Raw genomic sequence first — 24,456 nt, forward strand, 5'->3', positions numbered from 1 at the left:
GGCGGGGTTTTTTCATGGAGCAGGTCCGACCTCCGTCAGTGCTGGTCGCGTTTTTCGGGCTTCTCGGCTTTATCGGGTTTCTTGCCCTTTTCGCGTTTGGGGTCCTTGTTCTTGCCGTTTCGCTCATCGCGGACAACGGGGCGGGATCGGCTCGCCTCGGCCGGCACGCTGATGATCTGAGGCTCTTCGCAGTCGAGACGAAGGGCCGTCAGCTTGCCGCCCCACACGCATCCGGTGTCGATGGCGTACACACCGAGTCCGGCGAAGAGGCCAAGTGCCGACCAGTGCCCGCAGACGATGCGCGTATCGCGCCGGCGCATGCCGGGGACTTCGAACCAGGGATACAGTCCGGGTTTCTGTGTGCCGGGAATGTCCTTGGCGTTGAAGTCGATGCGGCCGCGCACATCGCAGTAGCGCATGCGCGTGAACACGTTGATGGCGGCGCGCATGCGTTCCTCGCTGCGCAGCTTGGGGGACCATGATGCCGGCGTGTTGCCGAACATCTTCGCCAGCAGTCGCGGGTGCTTGTCGCCGCGCAGCTCGCGTTCGACCTCGTGGGCGGCGCGCTTGGCCTGGCGCAGGCTCCAGCGGGGCGCCAGGCCGGCATGCACCATGGTCCAGCCCAGGTCCTTGTCGCTGTGCAGCAGCGGTTGCTGGCGCAGCCATTCAAGCAGCACGGGAGCGTCGTCGGCGAACAGGATCTCGCGCAGTTCGGGATTCACTCGGCGCTGTGCGTCGCGTTTGCGCTGGGCGATGGCGAGCAGGCTGAGGTCGTGATTGCCGAGCGTGATCACGATGTGGTCACGCAGACCATGCAGAAATCGCAGAACGTCCAGCGATTGGCCGCCGCGGTTGATCAGATCGCCGCAGAACCAGAGGCGGTCGGCGGCCGGGTCGAAGGACAATTTGTCCAGAAGGCGTTGCAGTTCCGGGTAGCATCCCTGCACATCGCCGATTGCATAGACGGCCATCAGGCGTCTCGCTCCATGTCGGGATTGTCAGTGCAGTGTGCGCGGAATCGAGAGCGTGAACTGCGGAATATCGGCCTCGAAATGCGTTCCATCGTCCGCGACCAGCTGATAGCTGCCGCGCATCGTGCCGACGTCGGTCTTCAGCACCGCTCCCGAGGTGTACTCGAAATCGTCGCCGGGACGCATCCATGGCTGTTCGCCGACCACGCCTTCGCCGCGCACTTCTTCGGTGCCGCCGTTGGCGTCGGTGATCAACCAGTGCCTTTTCAGTAGTTGTACGGGGATTTCGCCGGCATTGTGCAGCGTGACGGTGTAGACGAAAACGTAGTGGTCATCCTCGGGACGCGATTTATCGGCATCGAATCGGGTCTGAATCTGGACGGCGAGGGCGTACGGGCTGGTTGAATTCATGGGACGATTGTCCGGCACTGGCTGTGCGCGGGGCAAGCCCGCGAGTGTGATCAAGCGGTCAATGCGCGGGTCAGCAGAACAAAATCGGCGGGCGCGAGGGTTTCGGCACGCGCCTTCGGATCGATGCCGCAGGCAGCGATGCTCGGTGCGTCGAGCAGCCCCTTGAGCGCGTTGCCGAGGGTCTTGCGGCGCTGCGCGAAGGCTGCCCGGACCACGGCGTAGAGCCGATTCGCGTCGACATCGGGACGCTGTGCGAGTGGACGCGGGCGCAGCCGCACTACCGCGGAATCGACCTTCGGAGGCGGCCGGAACGCTCCGGGTGGAACCGTGAACAGCGCGGTGACCTCGCAGACCAGCTGAAGCATGACGCTGAGGCGTCCGTAGATCTTGCTTCCCGGTGCGGCGGCCATGCGGTCCACGACTTCCTTCTGCAGCATGAAGTGCATGTCGGTGATGGCATCGACGTGCTTCAGGCAGTGGAATAGGATCGGGCTGGAAATGTAGTAGGGCAGGTTGCCCACGATGCGCAGCGGATGCCCTTCGGCCAAGGCGGTGAAATCCACGCTGAGCACATCGGCCTGGATGATCTCCAGTTCGCCGATGTCCGCTGCGCGTTCGCGCAGGCGCGGGATCAGGTCGGTGTCGAGCTCGATCGCAGTCATGCGGCCCGCCCGTTTCAGAAGCGGGAACGTCATCGCGCCCTCGCCGGGGCCGATTTCGACCAGACGATCCCCGGGTTGCGGTGCGATGGCAGCGACGATGCGGTCCAGATAGCCGTGTTCGTGCAGAAAGTGCTGACCGAAGTGCTTCTTGGCGCGGCTCATGTCTGCGGTGACCGTGCATGCGGAATCAGTCGCAACGCCAGTCGGGCCGCTGCGATCAGGCTGGAGGGATCGGCTTGTCCGCTTCCGGCGAGCTCCAGCGCGGTGCCGTGATCGACCGAGGTGCGCACGAAGGGCAGACCCAGTGTCAGGTTGACGGTGCTGTCGAACGCCTCGCTCTTGAGCACCGGCAGGGCCTGATCGTGATACATGGCCAGTACGGCGTCCATGCGCGGTCGCATGGCGGGCACGAAGGCCGTATCGGCTGGCAAGGGGCCGAGCAGGTGCAGGCCCTGTTCGCGCAGGATCTGCATCGAGGGTTCGATGATGTCGATTTCCTCGCGCCCCATATGGCCGCCTTCTCCGGCGTGCGGGTTCAGGCCGAGCACGCCGATGCGTGGCTCGGCGATACCGAATTGCCGTTGCAGCGCGTCATGGACGATGCGCAGCTTGGCGCAGAGCATGTCGACGTCGAGCGCGTCCGGCACGGCGCGTAGCGGCAGGTGCGTCGTGGCCAGCGCCACGCGCAGAGGGGGGCGTTCTGCGCCCCCTTCGCTGGCCAGCATCATGACCACGGAGGCATTGGCGCGGCGGGCGAAGAATTCGGTGTGCCCGCTGAATGGTTCGCCGGCGTCGTTGATGATCGATTTCTGCACCGGCGCCGTGACCACGGCATCGAATTCGCCGCTCATGCAGCCGTCGGCGGCATGGCTGAGCGTGTTCAGCACCTGGAAGGCGTTGCGAGGATCCGGCTGGCCGGGTTGCTCGGGCGTGCGCAGCGGATGATGCGCGACGCGGATCTGTCCGGGCTGCCGTTCGGCGATGCGCTGTCCGTCGTCGTCCGTGATCTGCAGGGTCAGGCCGCAATGCGCCGCGGCGCGACGCAGCTGATCGGCGTCACCGATGGCGATCAGGTCGGCGGGCAGGGGCCGCATAGCCAGTCGCGCGACCAGCTCGGGTCCGATGCCGGCCGGCTCGCCGGCGGTGACGGCGAGCCGCGGCAGAAAGGCCGCGGCGGCGTGCATCAGGTGCTGCTACCGGTGCCGTTGTCTTTCGGTTCCCGTAGCGACGGCACGCGGATGTTCACGTAGCCGGTCGAACGCAGTTGCCGGAGGAAATTCTCATAGGCTTCCTGCGCCTTGCGGTTGCCGATGGCCTGGCGGGCCTGGTTGCGGCGCTCCTCGTCGGTGCGGTCCTTCTCGCGCACGCCGAGGCGCTGCACAATGTCCCAGACGCCCTTCTGCACTTCGAAGGGCTTGGACACCTGGCCGTCCTGCAGCGAATCCAGCTTCTGCTGAATCGAGGCGCCCCACGCATTGGCGGGGAACCAGTCCATGTCGCCGCCGGCGTTGGCGGTGGTGTCATCGTCCGAGTTTTCCTTGGCCAGCTTGGCGAAGTCCTCGTGCTTGTCGACAATGCGGCGATAGAGGTCGTTGATCTTCTTCTTGACCTGCGCCTCGGTCACCAGCTCGGTCGGCTTGATGAGGATCTGGCGCGCGTGATACTCGGTCACGACCTTGGCCTGCGGTGCACGGCGTCCGATCAGCTTGAGAATCTGGAAGCCGTTCGGGCCGCGCAGCGGCGGGGTGACCTGGCCGGGCTTCATCTTCGTCACGATGTCGACGAAGGCCGGCGGGATTTCGTCGAGGCTGCGCCAGCCGAGGTCGCCGCCCTTGAGGGCATCGTCGGCATCGGAATAGCGGATCGCGGCGGAATTGAAGTCCATGCCGCCGTGGATGGCCTTGACGGCTGCTTCGGCCTTGTTCTGTGCGGCCTGCAGATCGCTGGCTGAGCCGCCGGACGGCATGCTGACGCGGATGTGCGCCAGGTGCACCTCACCGCCCGAATAGGCGGGGTTCTTCAGCATGTTGTCGATCTCGGCATCCGTGATCGACACGTTGTTGCGGATGACCGAGTCGCGCAGATGCTGGACCATGACCTGCTCGGCCAGTTGCTGCTGGAACTGGGCGAAGCTGCCGCCCTGCTGCGTGATGGCGCTGCGCAGCTGATCGACGGTCATGTTGTTCTGCTTGGCGACATTCTCGGTAGCCTGGTTGATGTCCTGGTTGGACACACGCACGCCCTGTTCGGCGGCTTTCTGCACCTGCAGCTTCATGAGGATGAGGCGCTGCAGGACCTGGCGCTCGAGGATCTGGTGCGGCGGGAGCTGCTCGGAATGACCGGCATACTGCTGCATCACCGTCTGCATGGCCTGGTCCAGATCGCTCTGCAGAATGACGCCGTCGTTCACGACGGCGACGATGCGGTCGATCATCTGCGGCTGCTTGCTCTGCGCCTGAGGCAGCAGTTGCGCATGCAGCGGCGCGGCGGCCAGTGCCAGAAGAATCAGGAGGGACGTGACAATCTGCTTCATCGGAATCGTGCCCTGATGGGTCCGTGGGGCACCCCGCGGGTGCCGGTTTGAGTCGGGCGGTCGCGCGTCGGGCCCGTTCTGAATGCTGCGTGGGTGGCGGTTCGCGGGGGCGCCGAGGCCTCCAGGCGCGACCGCTTACTGATAGCCAAGAATAGCACGGTGCAGGAAGCTCTCGGTCTGTGGTGTGGTGCTGCCCAGGCCCTTGAACTCAATCTCCAGCATGATGGCGTTGTTGGTGTTTCCAAGGTTGTCGCGCACGTAATGGTGCCCGACCAGCCGGATGGCGACGCAGCAGCTGTCGTACTCGACGCCGGCGACGGCTTCGAGGGTCTTGGGGTGGCCGCGGTGCCATTGCGGGTTGGTGCTGACCGAATCACGCAGGGAAACATTCCAGCGACCCAGCAGACGCCAACGGGCCGATACGGGGTAGACCACAGAAGTGTCGAACTGTTCCAGGAACCGGTTGCGATAGCGGTAGGCGAAGTTGAATACGCCGTCCGCGCCCACGCGACGCTGCACGCCGAGCGTAGCAACCTGGTTGTGGCGGGTGTTCGGACTCCATTGGTAGCTGCTGTTGAGGCGCCAGTCATCTGAGAGCTTCAGCGACAGCTGACTGACGTAGGCCGAACCGCTGTAATCGGTCGCTGGCGTGTTCGGCGTCAGCTGCACCCGTTGAGGCTGCAGGTATCGGATCTGTCCGAAGCTGATCGAGGCACGCTCGTCGCCGTTTTCGTCCAGCAGGCGGGAGGTGACGGCCGCGGTCAGATTGTTCGCATCCATTTGCCGATCGGCGCCGGAGAAGCGATTGGTCGTGAACAGCTGCCAGAAGTCGAAATTCATCAGGCGCGTGTCAAAGCGTGGCAGATCGTTCTGGTTGCGGTATGGCACGTACAGATAGTAAAGGCGCGGTTCCAGTGTCTGGGTGTATTCATGGCCGAACAGGCTCGTGTTGCGCTCGAAGTAGAGACCGCTGTCGACGCTGTAGATCGGCAGCGAGCGCGATGGGGTCCGGTTCGGGTAGGTGTACGTGGTGTACTGGTTGAAGTCGCCAATCAGGTCGTAGCGCGTGTAGCGGTAGGCGATGCGCGGCTTCACGAACCATGCGGCGCCGCCCAGCGACCAGGAGAGGTAGGGCTGCAGGTCCAGTCGGTTGCCTTCGAGCGAGCGTATGCGGCGGAAGGCGACAGCCTCACTCCTGAGACCGAAGTCGAGGTTGCGCGAGAGCGGAACATCCATTCTGAACACGCCGCGCGGCCAGCGTCTGTACTGCAGGTTTCGTTCGGTGAGCTGCGGGTCGACGCTTTCATAGCGGTCGACGCCAATGGCTGCGTTCCACCAGTCGCCGTGGCCGAGCAAGTATGCATTGGAGGCGAGTTCCGTGGTGGAGGCGCGGACGAGGTCGGAACTGAAGTCCTGGAAGTAGTACCGGTCCGATGCGTGCTTGTAGACCGTGGAGAAATTCCAGTTCTTGCCGAGGTTGGTGCGGTGATGGAAATCGATGAAGTAGCGATCCGCACCGTCGGAGAGATCAGAACGCACCTTGTCGTTGTGGTCGCTGCCGGCGTTCTTGTCGTTGGGCAGGTAATCGACATTCAGGACGCCGCGGCCGAGATCGGTCAGGTAGCGGAATTGCGAGCCGAGCATCACGCCACGATCGCTGTAGATTTTCGGCGTCAGCGTGGCGTCGTAGTTCGGCGCCAGGTTCAGGTAGTACGGCTGGCTGTACATGAAGCCGGCGTTGGAGCTGTTGCCGAAGGTCGGGTACAGAAAACCGCTCTTGCGCCGATTGTCGATCGGGAAGCTCATGTACGGCAGATACAGGATCGGCACATGGTGATAACGCAGCGTGGCGTGATGCGCCACGCCGACCCCGGTCTGCTTGTTCAGGTCGATCTGCTTGGCGCGGAATTCCCACACGCGATCACCTGGGTCGCAGGTGGAGTAGGTGGCCTGTTTCAGCTTGCTGTGCTGCGGGTCGAACAGCCATGCCGTGTCGGCGGCGCCGTTGCCGTGCGACTCCAGCAGCTGGTACTGGACACTGTCGGCGGTGCTGCGGTCCGGCATCGTCGTGCCCTGGATGCGGTGCGCCGACAGCAGCATGGTGCTGTCCTGGTAGCGCACGTTGCCTTGGGCATTGTAGGCCGTGGTGGTGTCGTTGTAGTCGACATGATCGGCGCGCAGCAGCTGGTCGTAGCGCTGCAGGCGCACCTGTCCGTCCAGCCGGTAGACAGAGCGGTTCGAGCTGTCCACGTGCGCGGCGCGTATATCTGTCTCGGCCTGCTCGCGACCGGTGGTGTCCTGCGGCAGCCCCGGCTGGTAGAAGTTCAGCAGCGCGTTGGGACGGCACAGCGCATAGCTGACTGGGCGCGGCGGGCAGAACAGCGATCCCAACGGACAGGGCGGCGGCGATTTCTGGCCGCGCATCACGGGCGGCACAGGCGCGGTTGCTGGGGCCTCGGGCGCATCCTGGGCGTGCGCGGCGCTACTGGCAGCTAGAGCAATGGCCAGGGCGAGCAGGCGTCTGCGGGGCGGGGCGGGCAGGCGGGTCGACAAGGCCCGGTCTCCTCAGTGTTGATATCGGTTCAGGCCACGACCGCAGCGGCGCACGGCGCCGGTCGTACGGCAACTTAACGGACGTACGCTAGCAGAAACCGCGTTCGGACGGCAGCGCGTGCGAAGGAAGCGCGGTTTCGAGGCGTCGGGATCAGCTCATGAGTTCTTGAACGTGTGCGGCGCTGGAGGCGGCGAGAGCGCTGAGGTCGTAGCCACCTTCCAGGCTGGACACCAGGCGTCCGCCGGCATGTGCGTCCGCGAGCTGCATGAGTCGGCTGGTCAGCCAGGCGAAATCCTCGGCTTCCAGTTGCAGTTCGGCCAACGGGTCCCGCCGGTGTGCGTCGAAGCCCGCGGAGACCAGCACCAGTTGCGGACGGAAATCGTGCAGGCGCGGGAGCAGAAGGCCGTCCCAGATCTGGCGGAATTCCTGTGATCGCGTGCCTGGCGGAAGCGGTGCGTTGACGAGATTGCCGACGCCAGTCTCGGTCGCCTCGCCGGTGTCCGGGTACAGCGGGGCCTGGTGGCTGGAGACGTACAGCACCTTCGGCTCGCGCGCAAAGATGTCCTGCGTGCCGTTGCCGTGATGCACGTCGAAATCGACGATGGCGATGCGTTTCAGGCGATGCTCGGACAGGGCGTGCGCCGCTGCCACTGCGACGCTGTTGAACAGGCAGAAACCCATCGGCGTCTCGGCGGTAGCATGGTGGCCGGGAGGTCGCACGGCGCAGAAGGCGCGCTCGCAGGCTCCTGACATGACGGCGTCGACGGCAGCGATCACCGCGCCGGCGGCGCGCAGCGCGGCTTCGGCCGAGTCCGCCGACATCACCGTGTCCTCGTCCAGGCGCAGGCGATGTTCATCGGGGCGCGCTTCGAGCACGCGGGCCAGATGCTCGGGCGTGTGCACACGCAGCAGCTGTTTTCGACTGGCGCGCGGCGCTTCGACACGGTCCAGCGCGGCGAAATGGTCGTGATCGAGCGCATCGAGCACGGCGCGCAGGCGGGCCGGCGATTCGGGATGATCCGGGCCGGGATCGTGCAGCAGGCACGCCGGGTGGGTGTAGAGCCGGATCAAGGCTTCAGGAAGCCGGTTTCTTGCGCCGCTCGTGCTGCCAGAGCACTTCGCCATGCCCGCTGGCGCGAGCCAGCACGCGGGCGATCACGAACAGCAGGTCGGAAAGGCGGTTTAGATAACGCACGGCTTGTGGGCGGACTTCCTCGTCGCGTGACAGCGTCACCACTTCGCGTTCGGCGCGCCGGCAGACAGTGCGCGCGAGATGGCACTGCGCGGCCGCCATGCCGCCGCCGGGCAGGATGAATTCCTTCAGCGCGGGCAGGTCGGTGTTGAAACCGTCCAGTTGCTGTTCGAGGCGTTCGATGTCCCCATCGTGGATCATCGCCATGCCGGGAATGCACAGCTCGCCACCAAGGTCGAACAGGTCGTGCTGCACCTGGGTCAGCACCTCGCGTACGGGATCGGGCACGTGCTCGCAGGCCAGCACCATGCCGACCGTGGCGTTGAGTTCATCGGTGCTGCCGTACGCGACGACGCGCGGCGCATCCTTGGCGATGCGCGAACCGTCGCCGAGGCCGGTGCTGCCGTCGTCGCCCGTGCGGGTGTAGATTTTCGACAGGCGCTTGCCCACGGCGTCGGACTCAGCGGGCCGGCTGCGGCAACGCGTTCAGCGCCTTGTAGCGATGCGAAAGCAGGGCGAAACCGCCGAACAGCACGCCGCTCCACAGCAGGGTGCCGGGCAGGGAGCCGTACTGGTAGAACGGCAGGCCGGCCAGATAGCAGGCGCCCAGGCCGGCTGCGCTCATGGCGTACATGCCCGAGGTCAGCCAGACGAAGAAATTGGTGATGAGGTAGAAACCTGTGGCGCCACCGACCGAGGCGGCGATCACGCGCAGCGCGCTGCGCTTGCGGCGCAGCAGACCCGAACCCAGCAGCACGCCCAGCGCCATGCATCCGTAGACCACCGGAATCAGCGCGTGCAGGCCGATCACCAGGTCGGAGGCGAACATCGCCAGCAGCGGCACCAGCAGCGCCAGGCGGCGGTCCGTGAACAGCGCGCCGCCGAAGATCGCGATCGCCATGACCGGCGAGAAGTTCAGCGGCAGCGCATCGGGCTGGAAGTAGGCCAGCAGGCGCACGGCGACGGCGAAAACGATCATGCCGCTGAGCACCAGACTGCGTGGCGTGATCAGGCGAGGCGTGTTGGGCTGCATCAAGGGCACCATGAAGTAGGCGGTGAATATCCACGCAAGGATACTGCATCTGTCGGATTTCGACAGACTTGACCTCGCAGCGAGTATCCTACGCGGCATGACTGAACGTACCGACATTCTGGTCATCGGCGGCGGCCTGGTGGGCGCCAGCCTGGCCATTGCACTGGACGCAGCCGGTCTCGCGGCCACCCTGGTCGAGTCCGCCGCGCCGCGCCGCGAGGCGCCGCCGCGCTACAGCGAGCGCAACCTCGCCCTGGCGCGCGCGACGCGGAACGGACTGCGTGAGCTGGGCGTGTGGACGCACGCCGAGGCCAGCGCCACGCCGATCCGCCAGATCCACGTGAGCCGCGCCGGTGAATTCGGCAGTGCGCGTCTGGACGCCGCATCGGCCGGCGTCGATGCGCTCGGCTGGACCATGCCGGCGCGCGAACTCGGTCATGCGCTGCAGCAGCGGCTGGATGCGTGCAGCGGCCTGCGCCGTCTGACACCCGCCACTGTGCGTTCGCTGCAGGCCGATGACGAAGGCTGGCTGGTCCGGATCGAGGATGCCGAAGGCGAGCGCACGCTGCATGCCCGCCTGCTGGTGGGCGCGGACGGCACCGGGTCGATGGTGCGGGAAGCATTGGGCATCGATACGGACACACATGATTACGAACAGACACTGTTCGTCTGCACGGTCACGCCGCAGCGCCCGCTACAGGGGCGCGCCTACGAGCGTTTCAGTGATGACGGTCCGGTGGCGCTGCTGCCGTTGAAGCAGGATCGTGCTGGTCTGGTGCTGACGGTATCGGCGGACGAGGCCGAGCGCATCGCGGCGATGGACGACGAGGCCTATGTGGATTTCGCGCAGCAGCGTTTCGGCTGGCGCGTGGGCCGGTTGCGTCAGCCGGGCATGCGATTCGCCCATCCGATCCGGCGCGTCGCCGCGCGGCGCATCGTCGGCCCGCGCGCGGTGCTGGTCGGCAACGCCGCGCAGACTGTGCATCCGATCGGCGCGCAGGGCTTCAATCTGGGACTGCGCGATGCGCTGACTCTGGCCGAATGCGTGATCGACGCCTCCGATCCGGGAGATGCCGATCTGCTGTGCGCCTACGCCGCGCGCCGCGCGCCGGACCGCGAGGGCGTGATGGCCATGAGCCATGGCCTGGTGCGTCTGGCCTGCCTGCAGCAGCCCTTGCTGGCGCCCCTGCGTTCGCTGGGTCTGCTCTCGGGCGCGTTCTTGCCGCCGTTGCGCGATGCCTTGCAGCGTCACGGCATGGGGTTTCGAGGACAGCCGCCGCGTGCGGTGCTGGAGCGTGCGCCATGAGTCTTCCGGAATCGCGGGCACGGCGTCGCCGTCGTGAGAATGCGGTGGATGTGGTCGTGGCCGGTGGTGGTATGGCCGGTGCGGCCACGGCGCTGGCACTGGCCGTCGAAGGATTCGAGGTGGCGCTGGTCGAGGCGCGTGAACCCACGCCCTGGCGTGCCGAGGATGAGGTCGACCTGCGCGTCGTGGCGCTGGCGCCTTCGTCCGCGCAATTGCTGGACGAACTGGGCGCGTGGGAGGACATTCTCGCCGCGCGCGCCTGCGGCTATCGCCACATGCATGTCTGGGATGCCGAGAACGGCGCATCGCTGGATTTCGACGCTGCCGAGCTGCAACGCCGGGATCTGGGCTGGATCGTCGAGAATCGACTGGTCCAGCATGTGCTCTGGCGCGCACTTGATGCGGCTGGCGTGCGTCGTCATTGTCCGTCGCGCGTCGTCGACCATGAAGCCCGTGCGGACGGTGTGCGAATCCGCCTCGACGACGACCGGACGCTGGATGCGAGTCTGCTGGTCGCCGCGGACGGCGCGGGTTCACCCCTGCGGCAGCAGGCTGGCATCGGCACCCGCGGCCGCGATTATGCGCAGCGCGGCGTGGTGGCACATGTGCGCACGGAGCGTGCGCATGCATCGACGGCCTGGCAACGGTTTCTGCAGGAGGGGCCGATCGCCCTGCTGCCGCTGGCCGACGGCCGTTGTTCCATGGTCTGGACGCTGCCCGAGGCCCGCGCCCGCGAGGTGCTCGCGCTCGATGACGCCGCGTTCTGCCATGCGGTGGGCGTGGCGACCGATTTCCGCCTTGGTCCGATCGTGGAAACCAGTGCTCGCGCCGGATTTCCGCTGCGTCTGCAACTGGCCGAGTGCTATCAGGCCGAGCGTCTGGTGCTGCTCGGTGACGCCGCGCACGCGGTGCATCCGTTGGCTGGTCAGGGCGTGAACCTGGGGCTGCGCGATGTGGCCGAGTTGCGCGATACGCTGCGCGACGCGCGCCGGGCGGACCGTGATCTCGGTGCGGATGCTGTCCTGCGCCGTTACGCGCGTCGTCGCCGGAGCGCGGACGGCATGGATGCGCATGCGTTCGACATGATCGAGCGTGTGTTCGGCTGGCGTCATCCTGTGCTGGTGACCCTGCGCGGCCTGGGGATGCGCGGCGTGGCGCGAGGGGGCTGGAGCCGTCGTCTGTTCGCGGGACATGCTGCCGGGATCTGATTCCGTCCCCTGGCGTTTTCCGGTCCCAGCGGATGCTTCTGCAGCGTCCCGCATGTGCATGTGTGCAGGCGGGTCCCCGACAAGTATGCTTGGGGAATGAACGCTACGAACTCCACCGTGCAAGCCGATGATCTGCGCAGCCGTGCCGCGCAGCAGATTCGTTCCAATCAACTCGACGCGGCGAAGGATACGCTCGAGTCGCTGATCCGGCGTAACCCGGAAGATGTCCCTGCCTGCCTCGAATTGGCGGACGTCCTGTTTAAGTTGGGGCACATGCGCGCGTCGAGTGCGCCATTGCTGCAGGCTGTCGAGCATCTGCCGAAGAATGCTCCGCTGCTGCTGCATCTGATTCATCACCTGATCGCGCGCGGCGAAGTCGTGGCGGCCCGCAACTGTCTGGATTTTCTCGCACAAGCGCCCGATCCGCCGGCTTCGTTGCTGGTCGCGCAGGCGCACCATCGCTTCACGCTGGGTGAAATCCATGCGGCGCGCGCGCTCATAGAGCGGGCGATCGAGCAGGGCGCGGATGACCCGGACGATCACCACATGCACGCCATGCTGCTGCAGTTCTCCGGCGATATCGACGAAGCCATCGCGGTGCTGGACCGGTGTCTGGAACGCTGGCCGCACTACGGCGATGCGATGACGGTGCGGGTCAATCTGCGCAAGCAGACACCGGAGCACAACCACCTTTCGCACATCGAGGCGCAGTTGCGCCATCTGTCCGAGAGGGAGTCGAGCGATTCGACGAAATTCGTCCGCGCCGAATTCGAATACGCGCGCTTCAAGGTGCTCGATGATCTCGGTCGCACCGAGGAAGCATGGCCGGCGTTGGCGCGTTGCAATGCCCTGATGCACGAGCTCAATCCGTATGACCGCGAGGACGAGCAGGCGTTGATCGACGCCTTCATCGATACGCCCGAAGTCGTCGCTGCCTCGGCCCCGGGCAAAGCGGATTTCGAGGGGCCCGTGCCGATCTTCATCGTTGGCATGCCGCGCTCGGGCACGACGCTTCTGGACCGGATGCTGTCCAGCCATTCGCAGGTCTCGACGGCCGGTGAGTTGGTCGAATTCTGGCGCCAGCTGCACTGGGTGGCCGATGAACGTCCGGCGACGACTCAGAGCATGCGTCGGATCATCGAGCGCTGCGGCGAGATTGACTTTCGCGAGGTGGGCGCCCGATACCTGCAGCAGACCCAGTGGCGAGCGGGCGAGAGCCGGTTCTACATCGATAAGCTGCCGGCGAACATGCGCATGGTTGCGTTCATTCGCCGGGCGCTGCCGCATGCGCCGATTCTTCACATGTCGCGCGACCCGATGGATGTGTGCTTCTCGAATTACAAGGCGCTGTTCGGCAATGTCTCGTCCTACAGCTACGATCTGGAGGCGTTGGCGCACTCATACCGCTGCTATGCGCGGCTTCGCGATCACTGGCATGCCGCGCTGCCCGGCGCGATGATGGACGTTCCGTATGCCTCGCTGGTCGGCGATCCGGAAGCGACGATGCGTGAGGTTCTGGCGCATTGCGGCCTGGACGTCGAGTCCGCCTGTCTGCATCCGGAGCGCAACGAAGCGCCGGTGGCCACGCCGAGCAGCGCCCAGGTGCGCGAACCGATTCATACCCGTGGCATCGGGCAATGGAAGCGGTACGCCGAACCGATGCAGTCGTTGCACGACGCCATCGCCGACCTGCTCTGACCGCAGGTCGTTCCGGTACGCGCATTCCGTGCGATCGCGGCGCTACACTCCGGCTCGCAGGGGCGAGTCGGGGAGAGCGCTATGAAAACGGCGATGGCGGGGTTCCTGGTGGCATGCGTGTTCTGCGCCTTCAGTGGGGTGGCAGACGCGAAGATGCGGGTGCGCGACGTGCAGTGGCAGCTGGAGGGCAGGACCTACCAGGGCGCACTGGTCTACGACGATGCTTCCACGAGCAGGCGGCCGGGTCTGCTGATGATTCCCAACTGGTATGGCGTCACGAGCGGAGCCCTGGCCAAGGCCAAGCGCATCGCCGGTCGCGATTACGTGATTCTGGTCGGCGACATGTACGGCAAGGGGCGGCGCCCGGCCGATACCGCGCAGGCGCGATCCGCCGTGCGGCCGCTCTACGGCGACCGCGCGGAAATGCGTAAACGCGTGAGCAAGGCTCTGCAGGTGCTGCGTGCGCAGGCATCGTCGGCGCCCATCGATCGCAAGCGTCTGGCCGCGATCGGGTTCTGTTTCGGCGGTTCGGCCGTGCTCGATCTGGCGCGCAGCGGTGCCGATATCGCCGCGGTCGTGTCCTTCCACGGCGGGCTTTCCACCGGCGATCCGACCCTCGCCAAGAACATCCGGGCGCATGTGCTGGTCATGAACGGGGCCGACGACAAGGGCACCATGGGCGAAGCCGACGCGTTCATGGACGAAATGCGCGGCAGTCCCGCCGACTGGCAGTTCGTGGTGCTCGGCCATGCCGTGCACTGCTTCACCGAGACGGACGAGCACGCGCCGGGCTGCCGCTACGACGCACGTGCGGCACGGCGCAGTTATCGCCTCATGGCGCACTGGCTGGATGATGCCTTCGCCGGCGCGGACGGGCGCTGACCATGGGGCTTGATCGGCACGTGGGCCGACCGCATGCAGGGTTCAGAACGTGCGCTCGACCGCGTAGTCGGCCAGCGTAAGCAGGGCGTCGCGATGAGCATTTTCGGGCAATGTGTCCAGTGCCTGACGCGCGGCGGCGGCATGCTGCTGGGCCCGTTCGCGGGTACGCTCCAGGGCGCCCGATTCACGGATGGCGGCGATGATGTGATCCAGCGAATCCAGGCCGCCGTGCCGAATGGCCTCGCGCAGGGCATCGGCCTGCGCCGGCGGCGCGCTCTGCAGCGCGTAGATCAGCGGCAGCGTCGGCTTGCCTTCGGCCAGATCGTCGCCGATGTTCTTGCCGATGGTGTCGGCGTCCGACACGTAGTCGAGCAGGTCGTCGGCGATCTGGAAGGCGTAGCCCAGTTCCATGCCGTAGCGGCGCAGCGCTGCGCACTGTGTCTCGGAGAGGTCGGACAGCACGCCGCCGAGTTCGGTGGCGGCGGCGAACAGCACCGCGGTCTTGCGCTCGATGACTTGCAGGTAGTCGTCCTCGGAGACGTCGGCGTTACCGATGTTGAGCAACTGCATGACTTCGCCAGCGGCGATGGTGTTGGTGGTGTCGGCGAGAATGCGCAGGATCGACAGCCGGTCCAGTTCCACCATCAGCTGGAACGAGCGCGAATACAGGAAGTCGCCGACCAGCACGCTGGCGGCGTTGCCCCAGACCGCGTTGGCGGTGCTGCGTCCACGGCGCAGATCCGATTCGTCGACCACGTCGTCGTGCAGCAGGGTCGAGGTGTGGATGAACTCGATCACCGCGGCCAGCTTGATGTGCTCCTCGCCGTCATAGCCGCCTGCGCGCGCGGCCAGCGTATGCAGCATCGGGCGCAGGCGCTTGCCACCGCCGCCGATGATGTGCTCGGCGACCTGGTTGATCAGCACCACGTCCGAGCTGAGACGGTCGCGGATCAGTGCGTCGACGGCAGCCATGTCGGGAGCGGCCAGGTCGCGCACGGAGGTGAAATCGACAGAGCGCGAGCGGGCGTCGGCGGGTACGGACATGGGTGCTGCGGCCTCGGAAAACGGAAGTGGAGCGGCCAATTATAGAGGTGCGACGCCGTGTCGGGGCGAGGGATACGGATCGGCGCCTATAATGGGCGTTTACTCGACGTGAGGATGGTCATTCCGTGAGCAAGCTCAGCAGGCAGGAAATCCGCAGCGCTTCGGCGTTGGCCAGTGTGGTCGGACTGCGCATGTTCGGCCTGTTCCTCATCATGCCGGTGTTCAGCGCCTACGCGCGACACCTTCCGGGCGCGACGGCGTTCCTGGTCGGTCTGGCCATGGGCATCTACGGTTTCGGCCAGGCCTTACTGCAGGTGCCGATGGGCATGCTTTCCGACCGTGTGGGCCGTCGTGCGACGATCACCATGGGCCTGCTGGTGTTCGTCGCCGGTAGCCTGATTGCAGCGTTCGCGCACGGCATCGTCGGCATCATCATCGGACGCGCGATGCAGGGCATCGGCGCGGTGTCCGGCGCCAGTCAGGCGCTGGCGGCGGATCTCTCCGAGCCGGAGAACCGCAGCAAGGTGATGGCGATCATCGGCATCAGCGTCGGCATGGCGTTCATTCTGGCGATTATTCTCAGCGCGCCGCTGGCGGCCGCGGGCGGGCTGGAAGGCCTGTTCGGCACGACCGCCGCGCTGGCGCTGGGCGCGCTGATCCTGTTGTGGGTCCTGGTGCCCAAGCCGCAACTGCATCGCGCACCGGCCGCGGCCGGCTTCGGCGACGTGCTGCACATGCTGGTCAAGCCGCGGCTGCTGGTACTCAATGCCTCGGTGTTCGTGATGCACACCATGCTCACGGCCAGCTTCGTGGTGCTGCCGCTGGTGATGCTGCACGAGACCGGCCTGCCGTTGCAGCACCAGTGGGAGCTGTATCTGCCGGTGATGCTGTTCTCGATCGTGGTCATGGGCGGCGTGCTGCGCCGCGTGCGTACGGTGTCCGGCAGTCTGAAGCTGGTACTGGTGTGTGCGCTGGGCCTGGCGCTGGCATTGTGTGGTTTTGCCGCAGCGGGCGAGAGTCATGCGTGGCTGTGGATTGGTGCAGGCGTGTTCTTCAGCTGCTTCAACCTGCTGGAGGCGACGCTGCCCAGTCTGGTCTCGCGTCTGGCCCCGCAGCACATGCGCGGCGCGGCCCTCGGCGCGTATGCGACATGCCAGTTCCTGGGGGCCTTTGTCGGCGGTCTGCTTGGTGGTATCGGCATGGGTCAGTGGAGCTACGCCAGCGTGTTCCTGATCGCGGCGGTGCTGGCGCTGCCCTGGGCGGCGCTGGTGCTGTGGGGTATGCGCAAGGTCGACTTCGACGTCACCGTCGGGCCCCAGCCGGCCTGACGGCTCCATCCCGCTCTCTCTCTCGGCCTGCCCGCCGATGGCGGGACATCCCTTTCCCGGGCATGCGGGAAGCCCCTACGCCGCGTCGGGCAGGGCGCCGCGGTCCCGGGTGGCGCGCATGCAGTACCATCTGGTATCCAAGTCCGGCCGTGGCCCGCTACTATGGTCCGGCCCAGGCGGGCTGCCGGGTGCCGGAACGCACGATCCGGTCGAGGGGCCTGCCCAACGACACGAAATATCCAGATAAAAGGCGAAAGAATATGGCGAGCAGAGGAGTCAACAAGGTCATCGTGGTCGGCAATCTCGGTGCGGACCCGGAGACGCGCTATACCGCCAGCGGCACGCCGATTACCTCGCTGAGCGTGGCCACCAGTGAGCAGTGGACCGACAAGCAGTCCGGCCAGAAGCAGGAACGCACCGAGTGGCATCGCGTGAAGATGTTCGGCCGCCTTGCCGAGATCGCCGGCGAGTACCTGCGCAAGGGCCGCCAGGTCTACATCGAAGGCTCGCTGCGCACCGACAAGTACACCGGCAAGGACGGCATCGAGCGTTATTCGACCGAGATCATCGCCAACGAGATGCAGATGCTCGGCGGCGGCAGCGACATGGGTGGCGGCAGCGGTGGTGGCGGCGGCGGTGGCGGTGGTTACCGCAATCGTCCTCCGCAGCAGTCAGGTGGCGGTCGTCCGGCGCCGCAGCAGTATGGCGGCGGTGGTGGTGGTGGCGGTAGTGCGCCGCCGCAGGGCGGTGGCGGCGATTTCGTCGACGACGACGTACCGTTCTGATCCCCCACGCGTCTTTCGTACCTGTTTCGACCGAAAAGCCCGCTTCACCGCGGGCTTTTTCGTGCCTGCGCGCTGTTCGACGTGTGCTTGGCGGACATCCTGCTGACACCACGCTGTCAGTGGGAGGCGACTAGCTTCTCCTTCTCGTGCCGCGCTATGTCGCGAGGCACCCACGAAGGAGACCGTCATGGATTTTGTATCGATCCGCCTGATCACCGACGACATCAAGCGTCTGGTGAATTTCTATGCCCACGTCACCGGCTGCTCGCCCACGTGGTACACCGAGGACTTCGCGGAGCTGAAGATGCCGTCCTGCACGCTGGCCATCGGTAGCGCGCGGACACTGGCGTTGTTCGACGCCGGGGATGCGGCAGGTCCGGCCGATAACCGTTCGGCGATCCTCGAGTTTCGCGTCGAAGACGTCGATGCGGTCCACGAGCGGTTACGCGACAACCTGGCCGAGGTCGTGCAGAGGCCGAAGACGATACCGTGGGGCAACCGCTCGCTGCTGCTGCGCGATCCGGATGGAAACCTGGTCAACCTGTTCGCGCCGGTCACGGACGCGGCCCGCGAGCGGCTCGGTGGCGTGACGGCCTAGGCGGGGCTGATACGCTCAGTCGATGTCGAGCTTCTTCAGCTTGTAGCGCAACGCGCGGAAGGTGATGCCCAGCTTTCGCGCGGCGGCGGTCTTGTTGTAGCGCGTCTCTTCCAGCGCCTTCATGATCGCCTCGCGCTCCAGATTGGAGATGTAGTCGTCCAGTGGCTGGTCGCTGTTGTGCGGCAGCGGTGCGGCTTCGGTGCTTGCCGCTGTGGCCGATGTGCCGGGGGCGCCCAGGGAACGCGGCGCGTGGTCGGGCAGCATGAGGTCGTCCGGTTGCACGGTGTCGCCTTCGCACATCGCCAGGGCGCGTTCGAGAATGTTCTCCAGTTCGCGCACGTTGCCGGGGAAGGTGTAGGTGTGCAGCGCGGCGAAGGCGTCTTCGCTGAGCGATACGGGCGATTCGCCGTTCTCGCGAGACAGCCGCTCCAGAATCACGTCGGCCAGTTCGCGCACGTCGTCGCCGCGATCGCGCAGCGGCGGGATTTGCAGCTCGATCACGTTGATGCGGTAGAACAGATCCTGGCGGAAGTGGCCCTGTTCGACCAGCTCGGCAAGGTTCTTGTGCGTGGCCGACAGGATGCGCACGTCGACCGTGACTTCGCCGCGGCCGCCGATCGGGCGCACGGCCTTTTCCTGAATGACGCGAAGCAGCTTGACCTGCATGTGCAGCGGCAGTTCGGCGACCTCGTCGAGGAACAGGGTGCCGCCGTGCGCGGCCTGGAACAGGCCTTCCTTGTCGGCGTGCGCGCCGGTGAAGCTGCCCTTCATGTGGCCGAAGAACTCGCTTTCCATCAGTTCGGACGGAATCGCGCCGCAGTTGACCGGCACGAACGGCGCGCCGGCGCGCGGACCCTGCTCGTGGATCAGCCGCGCGGCCAGCTCCTTGCCGGTGCCGGACTCGCCGCTGATGTAGACCGGCGCCTGGCTGCGCGCCAGTTTGCCGATGGTGGTGCGCACCTGCTGCATGGCGGACGACGAGCCGATCAGCCGGCTGCCGATCGGCGCCTCCTCCGATTCTTCGCTGTTGCGGCGTTCCTCGGACAGACGCAGCGCGGTCTGCACGAGGTTGCGCAGTACCTTGATGTCGACCGGCTTGGAGACGAAGTCGAAGGCGCCGGCCTTGAGCGCATTCACCGCGGCGTCGACGTTGCCGTAGGCGGTGATCATCGCCACCGGCATGTCCGGATGCTGTTCCGCGATCAGCTCGATCAGGTCCTGGCCGGAGCCGTCCGGCAGGCGCATGTCGGTGAAGCACAGATCGTAGGTGTTCTCACCCAGCAGCTGCCGCGCCTCGGCGACATTGCTGGCTGCGTCGACCTCGAGGTCCATACGTCCGAGGGTGATGGTCAGCAGTTCACGGATGTCGCGTTCGTCGTCGACGACCAGGACGCTCTGTTTGCTCATGGCATCTGCGTGGGAAAGGGGCGGGTAGAAGCATACCCGCAGTATTCAGTAGCGGCAAAGACGTTTCGTTGCCGGTTTCGGCCGCGGTCAATGGCCCAGATGGCGGTCGAAGAAGCGAACCATGACCGCGTAGGCCTGCTGCGATTCGGGCATGCCCGGGTCGGAGAAGAAGGCGTGCCACATGCCATTCCAGACGTGCAGTTCGGCGTCCACGCCTTCGCGTTCGAGCAGGTTGGCGCTGTAGACCATCGAGCTCATGGTGAAGTCGCGGGTGCCGGTGATCAGCAACGTGGGCGGGAAGCGGGCGACCAGCTTCGGATCGTTGGCCGGGAACGCCAGCGGATCGTCGGCCTGCACGCCGCGGAAGTACGGCAGGTCGAGCAGCTTCAGCGGATGGGTCACCGGGCCGCCACCGGTGAGCATCGGTGCCAGGTAGGCGGAGTCGCCGCCGAGGTCGGTCAGCGAACTGCAGTAGGTGCCGATGGCGCCGGGCGCGGGCAACTTGTGCACGAGGATGCGCGCGGTGGCCTCGGCGGTGAGGATGCCGCCGGCCGAGCAGCCGTAGAGGCCGATGTCGGCGGCCTTGTAGCGCTTGAGCAGCACACGGTAGACCGCCTCGACATCCTCGCTGGCGGCGGGAAAGACATGTTCCGGCCCCTGCCGGTAGTCCACGCTGATGACCTTGTAGCCTCCCAGTCCCGCCAGCGGAATCGACTCGACCAGTCCACCGTATCGCGCGCCCCACAGAAACGCGCCGCCGTGCAGGTTGACCAGGACGCGATCGCGCTGCGCCCTGGCGATGCCCGCGGCCGGCGTAACGATCTGCACCGGCACGCCTCCCAGCGTGGTGCGCTCGATGTGCACGGCCCAGCGCTTGCGCATGACCTGCACGCGGACGCGGTTGATCTTCGCGTAGTAGGCGCGATTGGCCTGGATCGGTCCGTCCAGCGGCGGCGCGTGCCGTCCCTGTTCGAGCATGCGTCGGAACACCTTGCGCGAGGCCGCCGAAGCGAAACTGGAATACGGCACCGTGCTGGCCGAAAGCTGCACGGCGTCCGCCCGACGCGCGGTCGAGGTCGATGGGGCGACGCCCGCGGCGCTGACTATGAACGCCCACGCGGCGAGTGCTAGAAACAGGGGGATGCGCATGGCGAGGGTCTCTCTGTCAGGGCTGGGCCGGCACCAGCCGCGTCTCGCGGCGGAACACGACCAGGCAGCCCAGGATCAGCACCATCGGCACCAGCGTCAGATAGAACGCGTCCTGGCCGCTGAACAGCCGGAACACGGTGCCGGTGATGAACGAACCCAGCGTGCCGCCCAGTGCTGAGAACACCACGATCAGGCCAGTCATGGCCGCGTGGCGATCCTTGGGCAGGGCGCTGAGCATCACTGAATTGACCACCGGGTAGATCGGCGCCATCAGCAGGCCGATCAGCGGAAAGGCGTAGGTGACCAGCGGCGCGTTGAACCAGGTCACGTCCGGGTTGTGCGGCACGTGTGCGGCCAGCGGCAGGGTCAGCAGCACCAGCGCGGCCATGCCGACCAGGCAGATCGTGATCAGCGTGAACCAGTGGATGCGTCGCAGCAGCAGGCCGGCGCTGAGGCGGCCGATGGCCAGCGAGCCGGCGTAGATGCTGGCCGCCTGCACGCTCATCGCCGCCGGCAGCTGCAGGATTTCGCGGTTGAAGGTCGGCAGCCACGTGCCCACGCCCTGTTCGATCAGCTCGTACAGGAAGATCAGCGCGATGAAGGTGTAGATCATGCGCTTGACCAGCAGCCGCAGCATGTCCATGAACGCCGCGGGGCGACCGGCCTCGTCGCCGTGTGCGGCCGATTCGTCCATGCGCGAGAATGCCAGCAGCACCGCCACCGCGAGGCTGATCGCGGCCAGTACCCAGTACACGTTCACCCACACCAGGTTGCCGGGATCGGCGTCGTCGATGAAGGCGCCGAACAGCCAGTAGCCGCTGAGCATGCCGGCCATGAACAGGCCTTCGAGGATGTTCATCATGCTGGCGTGACGCTGGCGGTCGGGCGTCAGCAGTCCGATGGACGAATACACCGCGACCTTGATCAGGGCGAAGGTGCTGCCGATGATCGCGAAGGTGATCTCGGTCATGCCGAACACCGGATGCATCGCCATCGCCACGCAGGCGCCGGCGACCAGCACATGGCCGAGAATCATCGCGCGCCGATAGCCCAGCTTGGGCAGGTACGAGGCGGTGACGAAGGACACCGTGGCGATGGACAGGTCCTTGAACGCCTCCAGCACGCTGCCGGTTTCCTTGCTGATGGCGAAGCTGGCGATGGACTGCGCGATCACCGTGCCGACGCTGTTGAGCAGCACGGCGTAGACCATGTAGCTCAGTCCGATGGACAGGAAGATGAGGTATCGGGACGAAGTCGAGGTCGTGGTGGGCATCGGCGCTACCGGTTGGAAAGGGAAGGGCGGGACACCGGCGTACCGGCGCAGTATGTCGGGGGACGGTGCGCGGCGCACATCACGGATGTTGTGCCTTCGCGGCTGCGTGGGCGATGCCCGGCGGCAGGCCGCGCAGGCGGACGTGTCCCGAGGAGTCGCGGTCGACGACGATGTCGTAGCGCCTACCGCGGTAGTCCACGTTGCGCAGTGTCATGGCTTTCCATGACGGCGGCAGCACCGGCGGATACGCCGCGGTCAGCCCGCCGTGCTCCAGGCGCAGGCCGCTGAGGCCGTACACCAGGCTCTGCACGAAGCCGGCCGAGGTTGCCAGGATGTAGCCGGCGTTGTTGGCGCGGGTCTCGGTGCGCACGTTGAACGGCGGTTTCAGGAAGCCGTGCAGGTTGTGGTCGATCCAGTAGCCGGTGCGTCGGGCGTCGCCGAGTTCGGCTTCGGCCACGGCCAGCATCACCATCATCATCTCGTTGGGATCGTCGCCGTGGGTCTTCAGCTGTTCGAGCTGCCAGGCCAGGTCGTTGCGGCGCACCGTCGGCGTCATCGGCAGGTCCAGGTTCGGATACATCAGCCAGGCCAGCGACGAGCCCATCCAGGTGATCTTGTCGTGCGGCGCGGACGGGTCGAAGTCGTAATGACGCTTCGTCTTCGCATCGAACGGGACGTACAGGGCATCGGCGATGGTCGCCCAGCGCGGATCGGCTTTCGCGCCGACGATGTCCGCGGCGCGCGTGGCGATGCGCAGCGCCTTGCGTGCGGCAGCGTTGGTGAAGCTGTCGTTGGGCACGTCATCGTAGGCCTCGTCGGGCGAGGTGACGTGCAGGATTTCGTAGCGCTTGGCGGCCTTGTCCCAGGTGACGCGGCTGGCCCAGAAGCGGGCCACGTCGCGGATCACCGGCCAGCCGGTGCGGCGCAGCCAGGCGCGGTCGTCGGTGGCGAGGTAGTACTGCCATTGCGCGATGGCGACGTCGGCGTTGACGTGGATTTCGCGCCAGGCCTCGTGGGCGAAGTGCGGTGTGTTGTCGATGCCGGTCTGCGGATCGGCTTCCCACGGATACATCGCGCCCTTCACGCCGAATTGTTTGGCGCGGTCGAGCGCCTGGGGCAGCGTGCGGTGGCGGAACATGACGATGGGTTTGGCGCGTTCGGGATGCAGCAGCAGCAGCGCCGGGAACACCCAGGAGTCGCTGTCCCAGAAGGCGTGGCCGGCGTAGTTCGGCGTCAGCGCACAGGCGCCCATCGGCCAGGCGGTGCCGGTGGTGGTGTTGGACAGCAGGTAGTACAGGTCCGAATGCACGGCCTTCTGCGCGCGCGGATCGCCGTCGATGACGATGTCGCTGCGCCACAGGCGATGCCAGGCGGCGCGATGTTCGGTCAGCAGCGCGCCGAAGCCGCGTTGGCGCGCCGTCAGCGCCAGCGCCCGGTCGGCCTGCGCATTGCCGCCCCAGCCCTGGCGCGAGGCGGCGACATACTTGACGAAAGTGTAGGTACGACCGGCCTCGACCTCGGCGGTCAGGTCCAGCGAAAGCCGGTGCGGCCCCTTGTGCAGCTTGAGCGAATGCACCGTCAGTCCGTCGGGCAGGGCCAGCGCCGCCGCCATCGCCATGCGCAGGCCGCGTACGGCCCGGCCGTCGACGCTCAGGGTGCGCGCCTTCGCATTGCCGCGCGTATCGAGCATGCGCGTGTAGCCCGGATACCAGATCGGCGCGCGATCGGCGGTCGGTACCGGCTTGTTGCCGAGATTCTGGCCGCTGGCGATCACGGCGTCGGTCAGTTGCGCGTAGTCCAGTTTGCCGATGGCGAAGCGCGGCGCATGCCGCGACCACAGCCGTAGCGGGAAGCGCAGTTTCACGGTGCCGTTGAAGTGCGGGGTGAGGGTGAAGCGCGTCGCCGCGAGATGCTTGTCGGCCTGACTGACAAAGGTGGTTACGCGCACGTCTGTGGCGCGGTGCGCGTAGTCGAAGCGGTAGCGCGTGCTCAGGGTGCCGTCGCGCATGTTCAGCGTCTGTGCGTAGTCGGCAAAGTGCCTGGCGTCCAGGCGCACGGCGTTGAGCCAGCCGCCGCCGGGGTTGTAGTCGACTTCGCTCCAGCCGGGGATGGCAGCCGGGCGCGAGATGTCGCCCTTGGTGTAGTCCATGAACGCGACCATGTAGGCGCGCGCCGGGCCGGTGCCGCGCGGCGTGCTCATGGTGGAGAAGTAGCCGTTGGCCAGGTAGGTCGGGAAGTAGTGGCCGAAATCGCGCTGGGTCGCGGTCAGGAGAAAGCTGTCCGGTGTCGCGGCCACGACTGGCGCGCTCATGCAGGCCAGGGCAAGCAGGCTCGACAGCAAGCGTGCGGAGGACGGTGGTCGCATGGGTGGACTCCGGCAGGTTGCGCTACGTCGTCCCTGGCGTCACGCGGAGAATCGGGC

At 66.3% G+C, this 24,456-nt stretch carries 21 protein-coding genes; 7 read left to right on the forward strand and 14 right to left on the reverse strand.

What is annotated here, in order from left to right; translation table 11 throughout:
• Positions 1 to 35: 35 nt before the first annotated feature.
• The 9 genes from HF690_RS11245 to HF690_RS11285 form a co-directional block, all read right to left on the reverse strand.
• The gene (locus HF690_RS11245; RefSeq protein ID WP_168609505.1) at positions 36 to 971 is read right to left on the reverse strand and encodes a symmetrical bis(5'-nucleosyl)-tetraphosphatase; all 936 of its coding nucleotides are present in this window, start codon (positions 969 to 971) and stop codon (positions 36 to 38) included.
• A gap of 27 nt (positions 972 to 998) precedes the next feature.
• Positions 999 to 1,382: a Co2+/Mg2+ efflux protein ApaG gene (apaG, locus tag HF690_RS11250; protein WP_113063729.1), complete on the reverse strand. Its 384-nt coding sequence runs from the start codon at positions 1,380 to 1,382 to the stop codon at positions 999 to 1,001.
• A 50-nt stretch (positions 1,383 to 1,432) separates the two neighbouring features.
• Positions 1,433 to 2,206 (reverse strand): 16S rRNA (adenine(1518)-N(6)/adenine(1519)-N(6))-dimethyltransferase RsmA, encoded by a 774-nt coding sequence (gene rsmA / locus HF690_RS11255; protein ID WP_113063728.1) that lies wholly within the window; start codon positions 2,204 to 2,206, stop codon positions 1,433 to 1,435.
• The gene (gene pdxA, locus HF690_RS11260) at positions 2,203 to 3,228 is read right to left on the reverse strand and encodes a 4-hydroxythreonine-4-phosphate dehydrogenase PdxA (protein WP_168609506.1); all 1,026 of its coding nucleotides are present in this window, start codon (positions 3,226 to 3,228) and stop codon (positions 2,203 to 2,205) included. The genes rsmA and pdxA overlap by 4 nt, the downstream gene beginning before the upstream one ends.
• Complete coding sequence (locus tag HF690_RS11265) at positions 3,228 to 4,577, reverse strand: peptidylprolyl isomerase (protein WP_168609507.1); 1,350 nt, start codon at positions 4,575 to 4,577, stop codon at positions 3,228 to 3,230. The genes pdxA and HF690_RS11265 overlap by 1 nt, the downstream gene beginning before the upstream one ends.
• Positions 4,578 to 4,712: 135 nt before the next feature.
• Positions 4,713 to 7,130, reverse strand: coding sequence for an LPS assembly protein LptD (gene lptD, locus HF690_RS11270; protein WP_168609508.1), 2,418 nt, complete (start codon positions 7,128 to 7,130; stop codon positions 4,713 to 4,715).
• 151 nt (positions 7,131 to 7,281) lie between these two features.
• On the reverse strand, positions 7,282 to 8,199 hold the full coding sequence (locus HF690_RS11275) for a histone deacetylase family protein (RefSeq protein ID WP_206098362.1): 918 nt from the start codon (positions 8,197 to 8,199) through the stop codon (positions 7,282 to 7,284).
• Positions 8,200 to 8,206: 7 nt separating this feature from the next.
• A complete protein-coding gene (locus HF690_RS11280) occupies positions 8,207 to 8,773 on the reverse strand; it encodes a cob(I)yrinic acid a,c-diamide adenosyltransferase (protein WP_113063723.1) in 567 nt (188 codons plus the stop codon).
• A 10-nt stretch (positions 8,774 to 8,783) separates the two neighbouring features.
• Complete coding sequence (locus tag HF690_RS11285) at positions 8,784 to 9,356, reverse strand: DUF6580 family putative transport protein (RefSeq protein ID WP_146742237.1); 573 nt, start codon at positions 9,354 to 9,356, stop codon at positions 8,784 to 8,786.
• 97 nt (positions 9,357 to 9,453) lie between these two features.
• On the opposite strand from HF690_RS11285, the gene ubiH reads away from it, so the two are divergent.
• The 4 genes from ubiH to HF690_RS11305 all read left to right on the forward strand — a co-directional run bounded on the left by ubiH (position 9,454) and on the right by HF690_RS11305 (position 14,450).
• On the forward strand, positions 9,454 to 10,662 hold the full coding sequence (gene ubiH / locus HF690_RS11290; protein ID WP_168609509.1) for a 2-octaprenyl-6-methoxyphenyl hydroxylase: 1,209 nt from the start codon (positions 9,454 to 9,456) through the stop codon (positions 10,660 to 10,662).
• On the forward strand, positions 10,659 to 11,870 hold the full coding sequence (locus HF690_RS11295; protein ID WP_168609510.1) for an FAD-dependent oxidoreductase: 1,212 nt from the start codon (positions 10,659 to 10,661) through the stop codon (positions 11,868 to 11,870). Before ubiH ends, HF690_RS11295 begins: the two co-directional genes overlap by 4 nt.
• Positions 11,871 to 11,987: 117 nt before the next feature.
• Positions 11,988 to 13,568 (forward strand): tetratricopeptide repeat-containing sulfotransferase family protein, encoded by a 1,581-nt coding sequence (locus HF690_RS11300; protein ID WP_338042909.1) that lies wholly within the window; start codon positions 11,988 to 11,990, stop codon positions 13,566 to 13,568.
• A 93-nt stretch (positions 13,569 to 13,661) separates the two neighbouring features.
• Positions 13,662 to 14,450: a dienelactone hydrolase family protein gene (locus HF690_RS11305; RefSeq protein WP_425495913.1), complete on the forward strand. Its 789-nt coding sequence runs from the start codon at positions 13,662 to 13,664 to the stop codon at positions 14,448 to 14,450.
• A gap of 42 nt (positions 14,451 to 14,492) precedes the next feature.
• Here HF690_RS11305 and HF690_RS11310 read toward each other — a convergent pair whose 3' ends face one another.
• Positions 14,493 to 15,494 (reverse strand): polyprenyl synthetase family protein, encoded by a 1,002-nt coding sequence (locus HF690_RS11310; protein WP_113063718.1) that lies wholly within the window; start codon positions 15,492 to 15,494, stop codon positions 14,493 to 14,495.
• 125 nt (positions 15,495 to 15,619) lie between these two features.
• Here HF690_RS11310 and HF690_RS11315 point away from each other — a divergent pair, with 125 nt between their 5' ends.
• The 3 genes from HF690_RS11315 to HF690_RS11325 all read left to right on the forward strand — a co-directional run bounded on the left by HF690_RS11315 (position 15,620) and on the right by HF690_RS11325 (position 18,205).
• Positions 15,620 to 16,822 carry an MFS transporter gene (locus HF690_RS11315; protein WP_168609513.1) on the forward strand — a complete coding sequence of 401 codons (1,203 nt, stop codon included), beginning with the start codon at positions 15,620 to 15,622 and terminating at the stop codon, positions 16,820 to 16,822.
• Positions 16,823 to 17,082: 260 nt separating this feature from the next.
• Positions 17,083 to 17,607, forward strand: coding sequence for a single-stranded DNA-binding protein (gene ssb / locus HF690_RS11320; RefSeq protein ID WP_113063716.1), 525 nt, complete (start codon positions 17,083 to 17,085; stop codon positions 17,605 to 17,607).
• Positions 17,608 to 17,794: 187 nt separating this feature from the next.
• On the forward strand, positions 17,795 to 18,205 hold the full coding sequence (locus HF690_RS11325) for a VOC family protein (protein ID WP_168609514.1): 411 nt from the start codon (positions 17,795 to 17,797) through the stop codon (positions 18,203 to 18,205).
• A 15-nt stretch (positions 18,206 to 18,220) separates the two neighbouring features.
• On the opposite strand, the gene HF690_RS11330 is transcribed toward HF690_RS11325, so the two are convergent.
• The 4 genes from HF690_RS11330 to HF690_RS11345 all read right to left on the reverse strand — a co-directional run bounded on the left by HF690_RS11330 (position 18,221) and on the right by HF690_RS11345 (position 24,399).
• Positions 18,221 to 19,612, reverse strand: a complete 1,392-nt coding sequence (locus HF690_RS11330) for a sigma-54-dependent transcriptional regulator (RefSeq protein WP_113063714.1) — start codon at positions 19,610 to 19,612, stop codon at positions 18,221 to 18,223.
• Between the two features lie 87 nt (positions 19,613 to 19,699).
• Complete coding sequence (locus HF690_RS11335) at positions 19,700 to 20,761, reverse strand: alpha/beta hydrolase (RefSeq protein WP_168609515.1); 1,062 nt, start codon at positions 20,759 to 20,761, stop codon at positions 19,700 to 19,702.
• 16 nt (positions 20,762 to 20,777) lie between these two features.
• Positions 20,778 to 22,034, reverse strand: a complete 1,257-nt coding sequence (locus HF690_RS11340) for an MFS transporter (RefSeq protein ID WP_168609516.1) — start codon at positions 22,032 to 22,034, stop codon at positions 20,778 to 20,780.
• Positions 22,035 to 22,113: 79 nt separating this feature from the next.
• Positions 22,114 to 24,399: a glycoside hydrolase family 65 protein gene (locus tag HF690_RS11345; protein WP_168609517.1), complete on the reverse strand. Its 2,286-nt coding sequence runs from the start codon at positions 24,397 to 24,399 to the stop codon at positions 22,114 to 22,116.
• Positions 24,400 to 24,456: the final 57 nt, after the last annotated feature.

Source organism: Oleiagrimonas citrea (genome assembly GCF_012395255.1).
GTDB lineage: Bacteria > Pseudomonadota > Gammaproteobacteria > Xanthomonadales > Rhodanobacteraceae > Oleiagrimonas > Oleiagrimonas citrea.

Excerpts from the sequence above, each read along its gene's own strand:
- HF690_RS11245 (WP_168609505.1), bottom strand. The coding sequence starts at position 971 with ATGGCCGTCTATGCAATCGGCGATGTGCAGGGATGCTACCCGGAACTG.
- apaG (WP_113063729.1), bottom strand. The coding sequence starts at position 1,382 with ATGAATTCAACCAGCCCGTACGCCCTCGCCGTCCAGATTCAGACCCGA.
- rsmA (WP_113063728.1), bottom strand. The coding sequence starts at position 2,206 with ATGAGCCGCGCCAAGAAGCACTTCGGTCAGCACTTTCTGCACGAACAC.
- pdxA (WP_168609506.1), bottom strand. The coding sequence starts at position 3,228 with ATGCACGCCGCCGCGGCCTTTCTGCCGCGGCTCGCCGTCACCGCCGGC.
- HF690_RS11265 (WP_168609507.1), bottom strand. The coding sequence starts at position 4,577 with ATGAAGCAGATTGTCACGTCCCTCCTGATTCTTCTGGCACTGGCCGCC.
- HF690_RS11285 (WP_146742237.1), bottom strand. The coding sequence starts at position 9,356 with ATGCAGCCCAACACGCCTCGCCTGATCACGCCACGCAGTCTGGTGCTC.
- ubiH (WP_168609509.1), top strand. The coding sequence starts at position 9,454 with ATGACTGAACGTACCGACATTCTGGTCATCGGCGGCGGCCTGGTGGGC.
- HF690_RS11295 (WP_168609510.1), top strand. The coding sequence starts at position 10,659 with ATGAGTCTTCCGGAATCGCGGGCACGGCGTCGCCGTCGTGAGAATGCG.
- HF690_RS11305 (WP_425495913.1), top strand. The coding sequence starts at position 13,662 with ATGGCGGGGTTCCTGGTGGCATGCGTGTTCTGCGCCTTCAGTGGGGTG.
- HF690_RS11310 (WP_113063718.1), bottom strand. The coding sequence starts at position 15,494 with ATGTCCGTACCCGCCGACGCCCGCTCGCGCTCTGTCGATTTCACCTCC.
- ssb (WP_113063716.1), top strand. The coding sequence starts at position 17,083 with ATGGCGAGCAGAGGAGTCAACAAGGTCATCGTGGTCGGCAATCTCGGT.
- HF690_RS11325 (WP_168609514.1), top strand. The coding sequence starts at position 17,795 with ATGGATTTTGTATCGATCCGCCTGATCACCGACGACATCAAGCGTCTG.
- HF690_RS11330 (WP_113063714.1), bottom strand. The coding sequence starts at position 19,612 with ATGAGCAAACAGAGCGTCCTGGTCGTCGACGACGAACGCGACATCCGT.
- HF690_RS11335 (WP_168609515.1), bottom strand. The coding sequence starts at position 20,761 with ATGCGCATCCCCCTGTTTCTAGCACTCGCCGCGTGGGCGTTCATAGTC.
- HF690_RS11340 (WP_168609516.1), bottom strand. The coding sequence starts at position 22,034 with ATGCCCACCACGACCTCGACTTCGTCCCGATACCTCATCTTCCTGTCC.
- HF690_RS11345 (WP_168609517.1), bottom strand. The coding sequence starts at position 24,399 with ATGCGACCACCGTCCTCCGCACGCTTGCTGTCGAGCCTGCTTGCCCTG.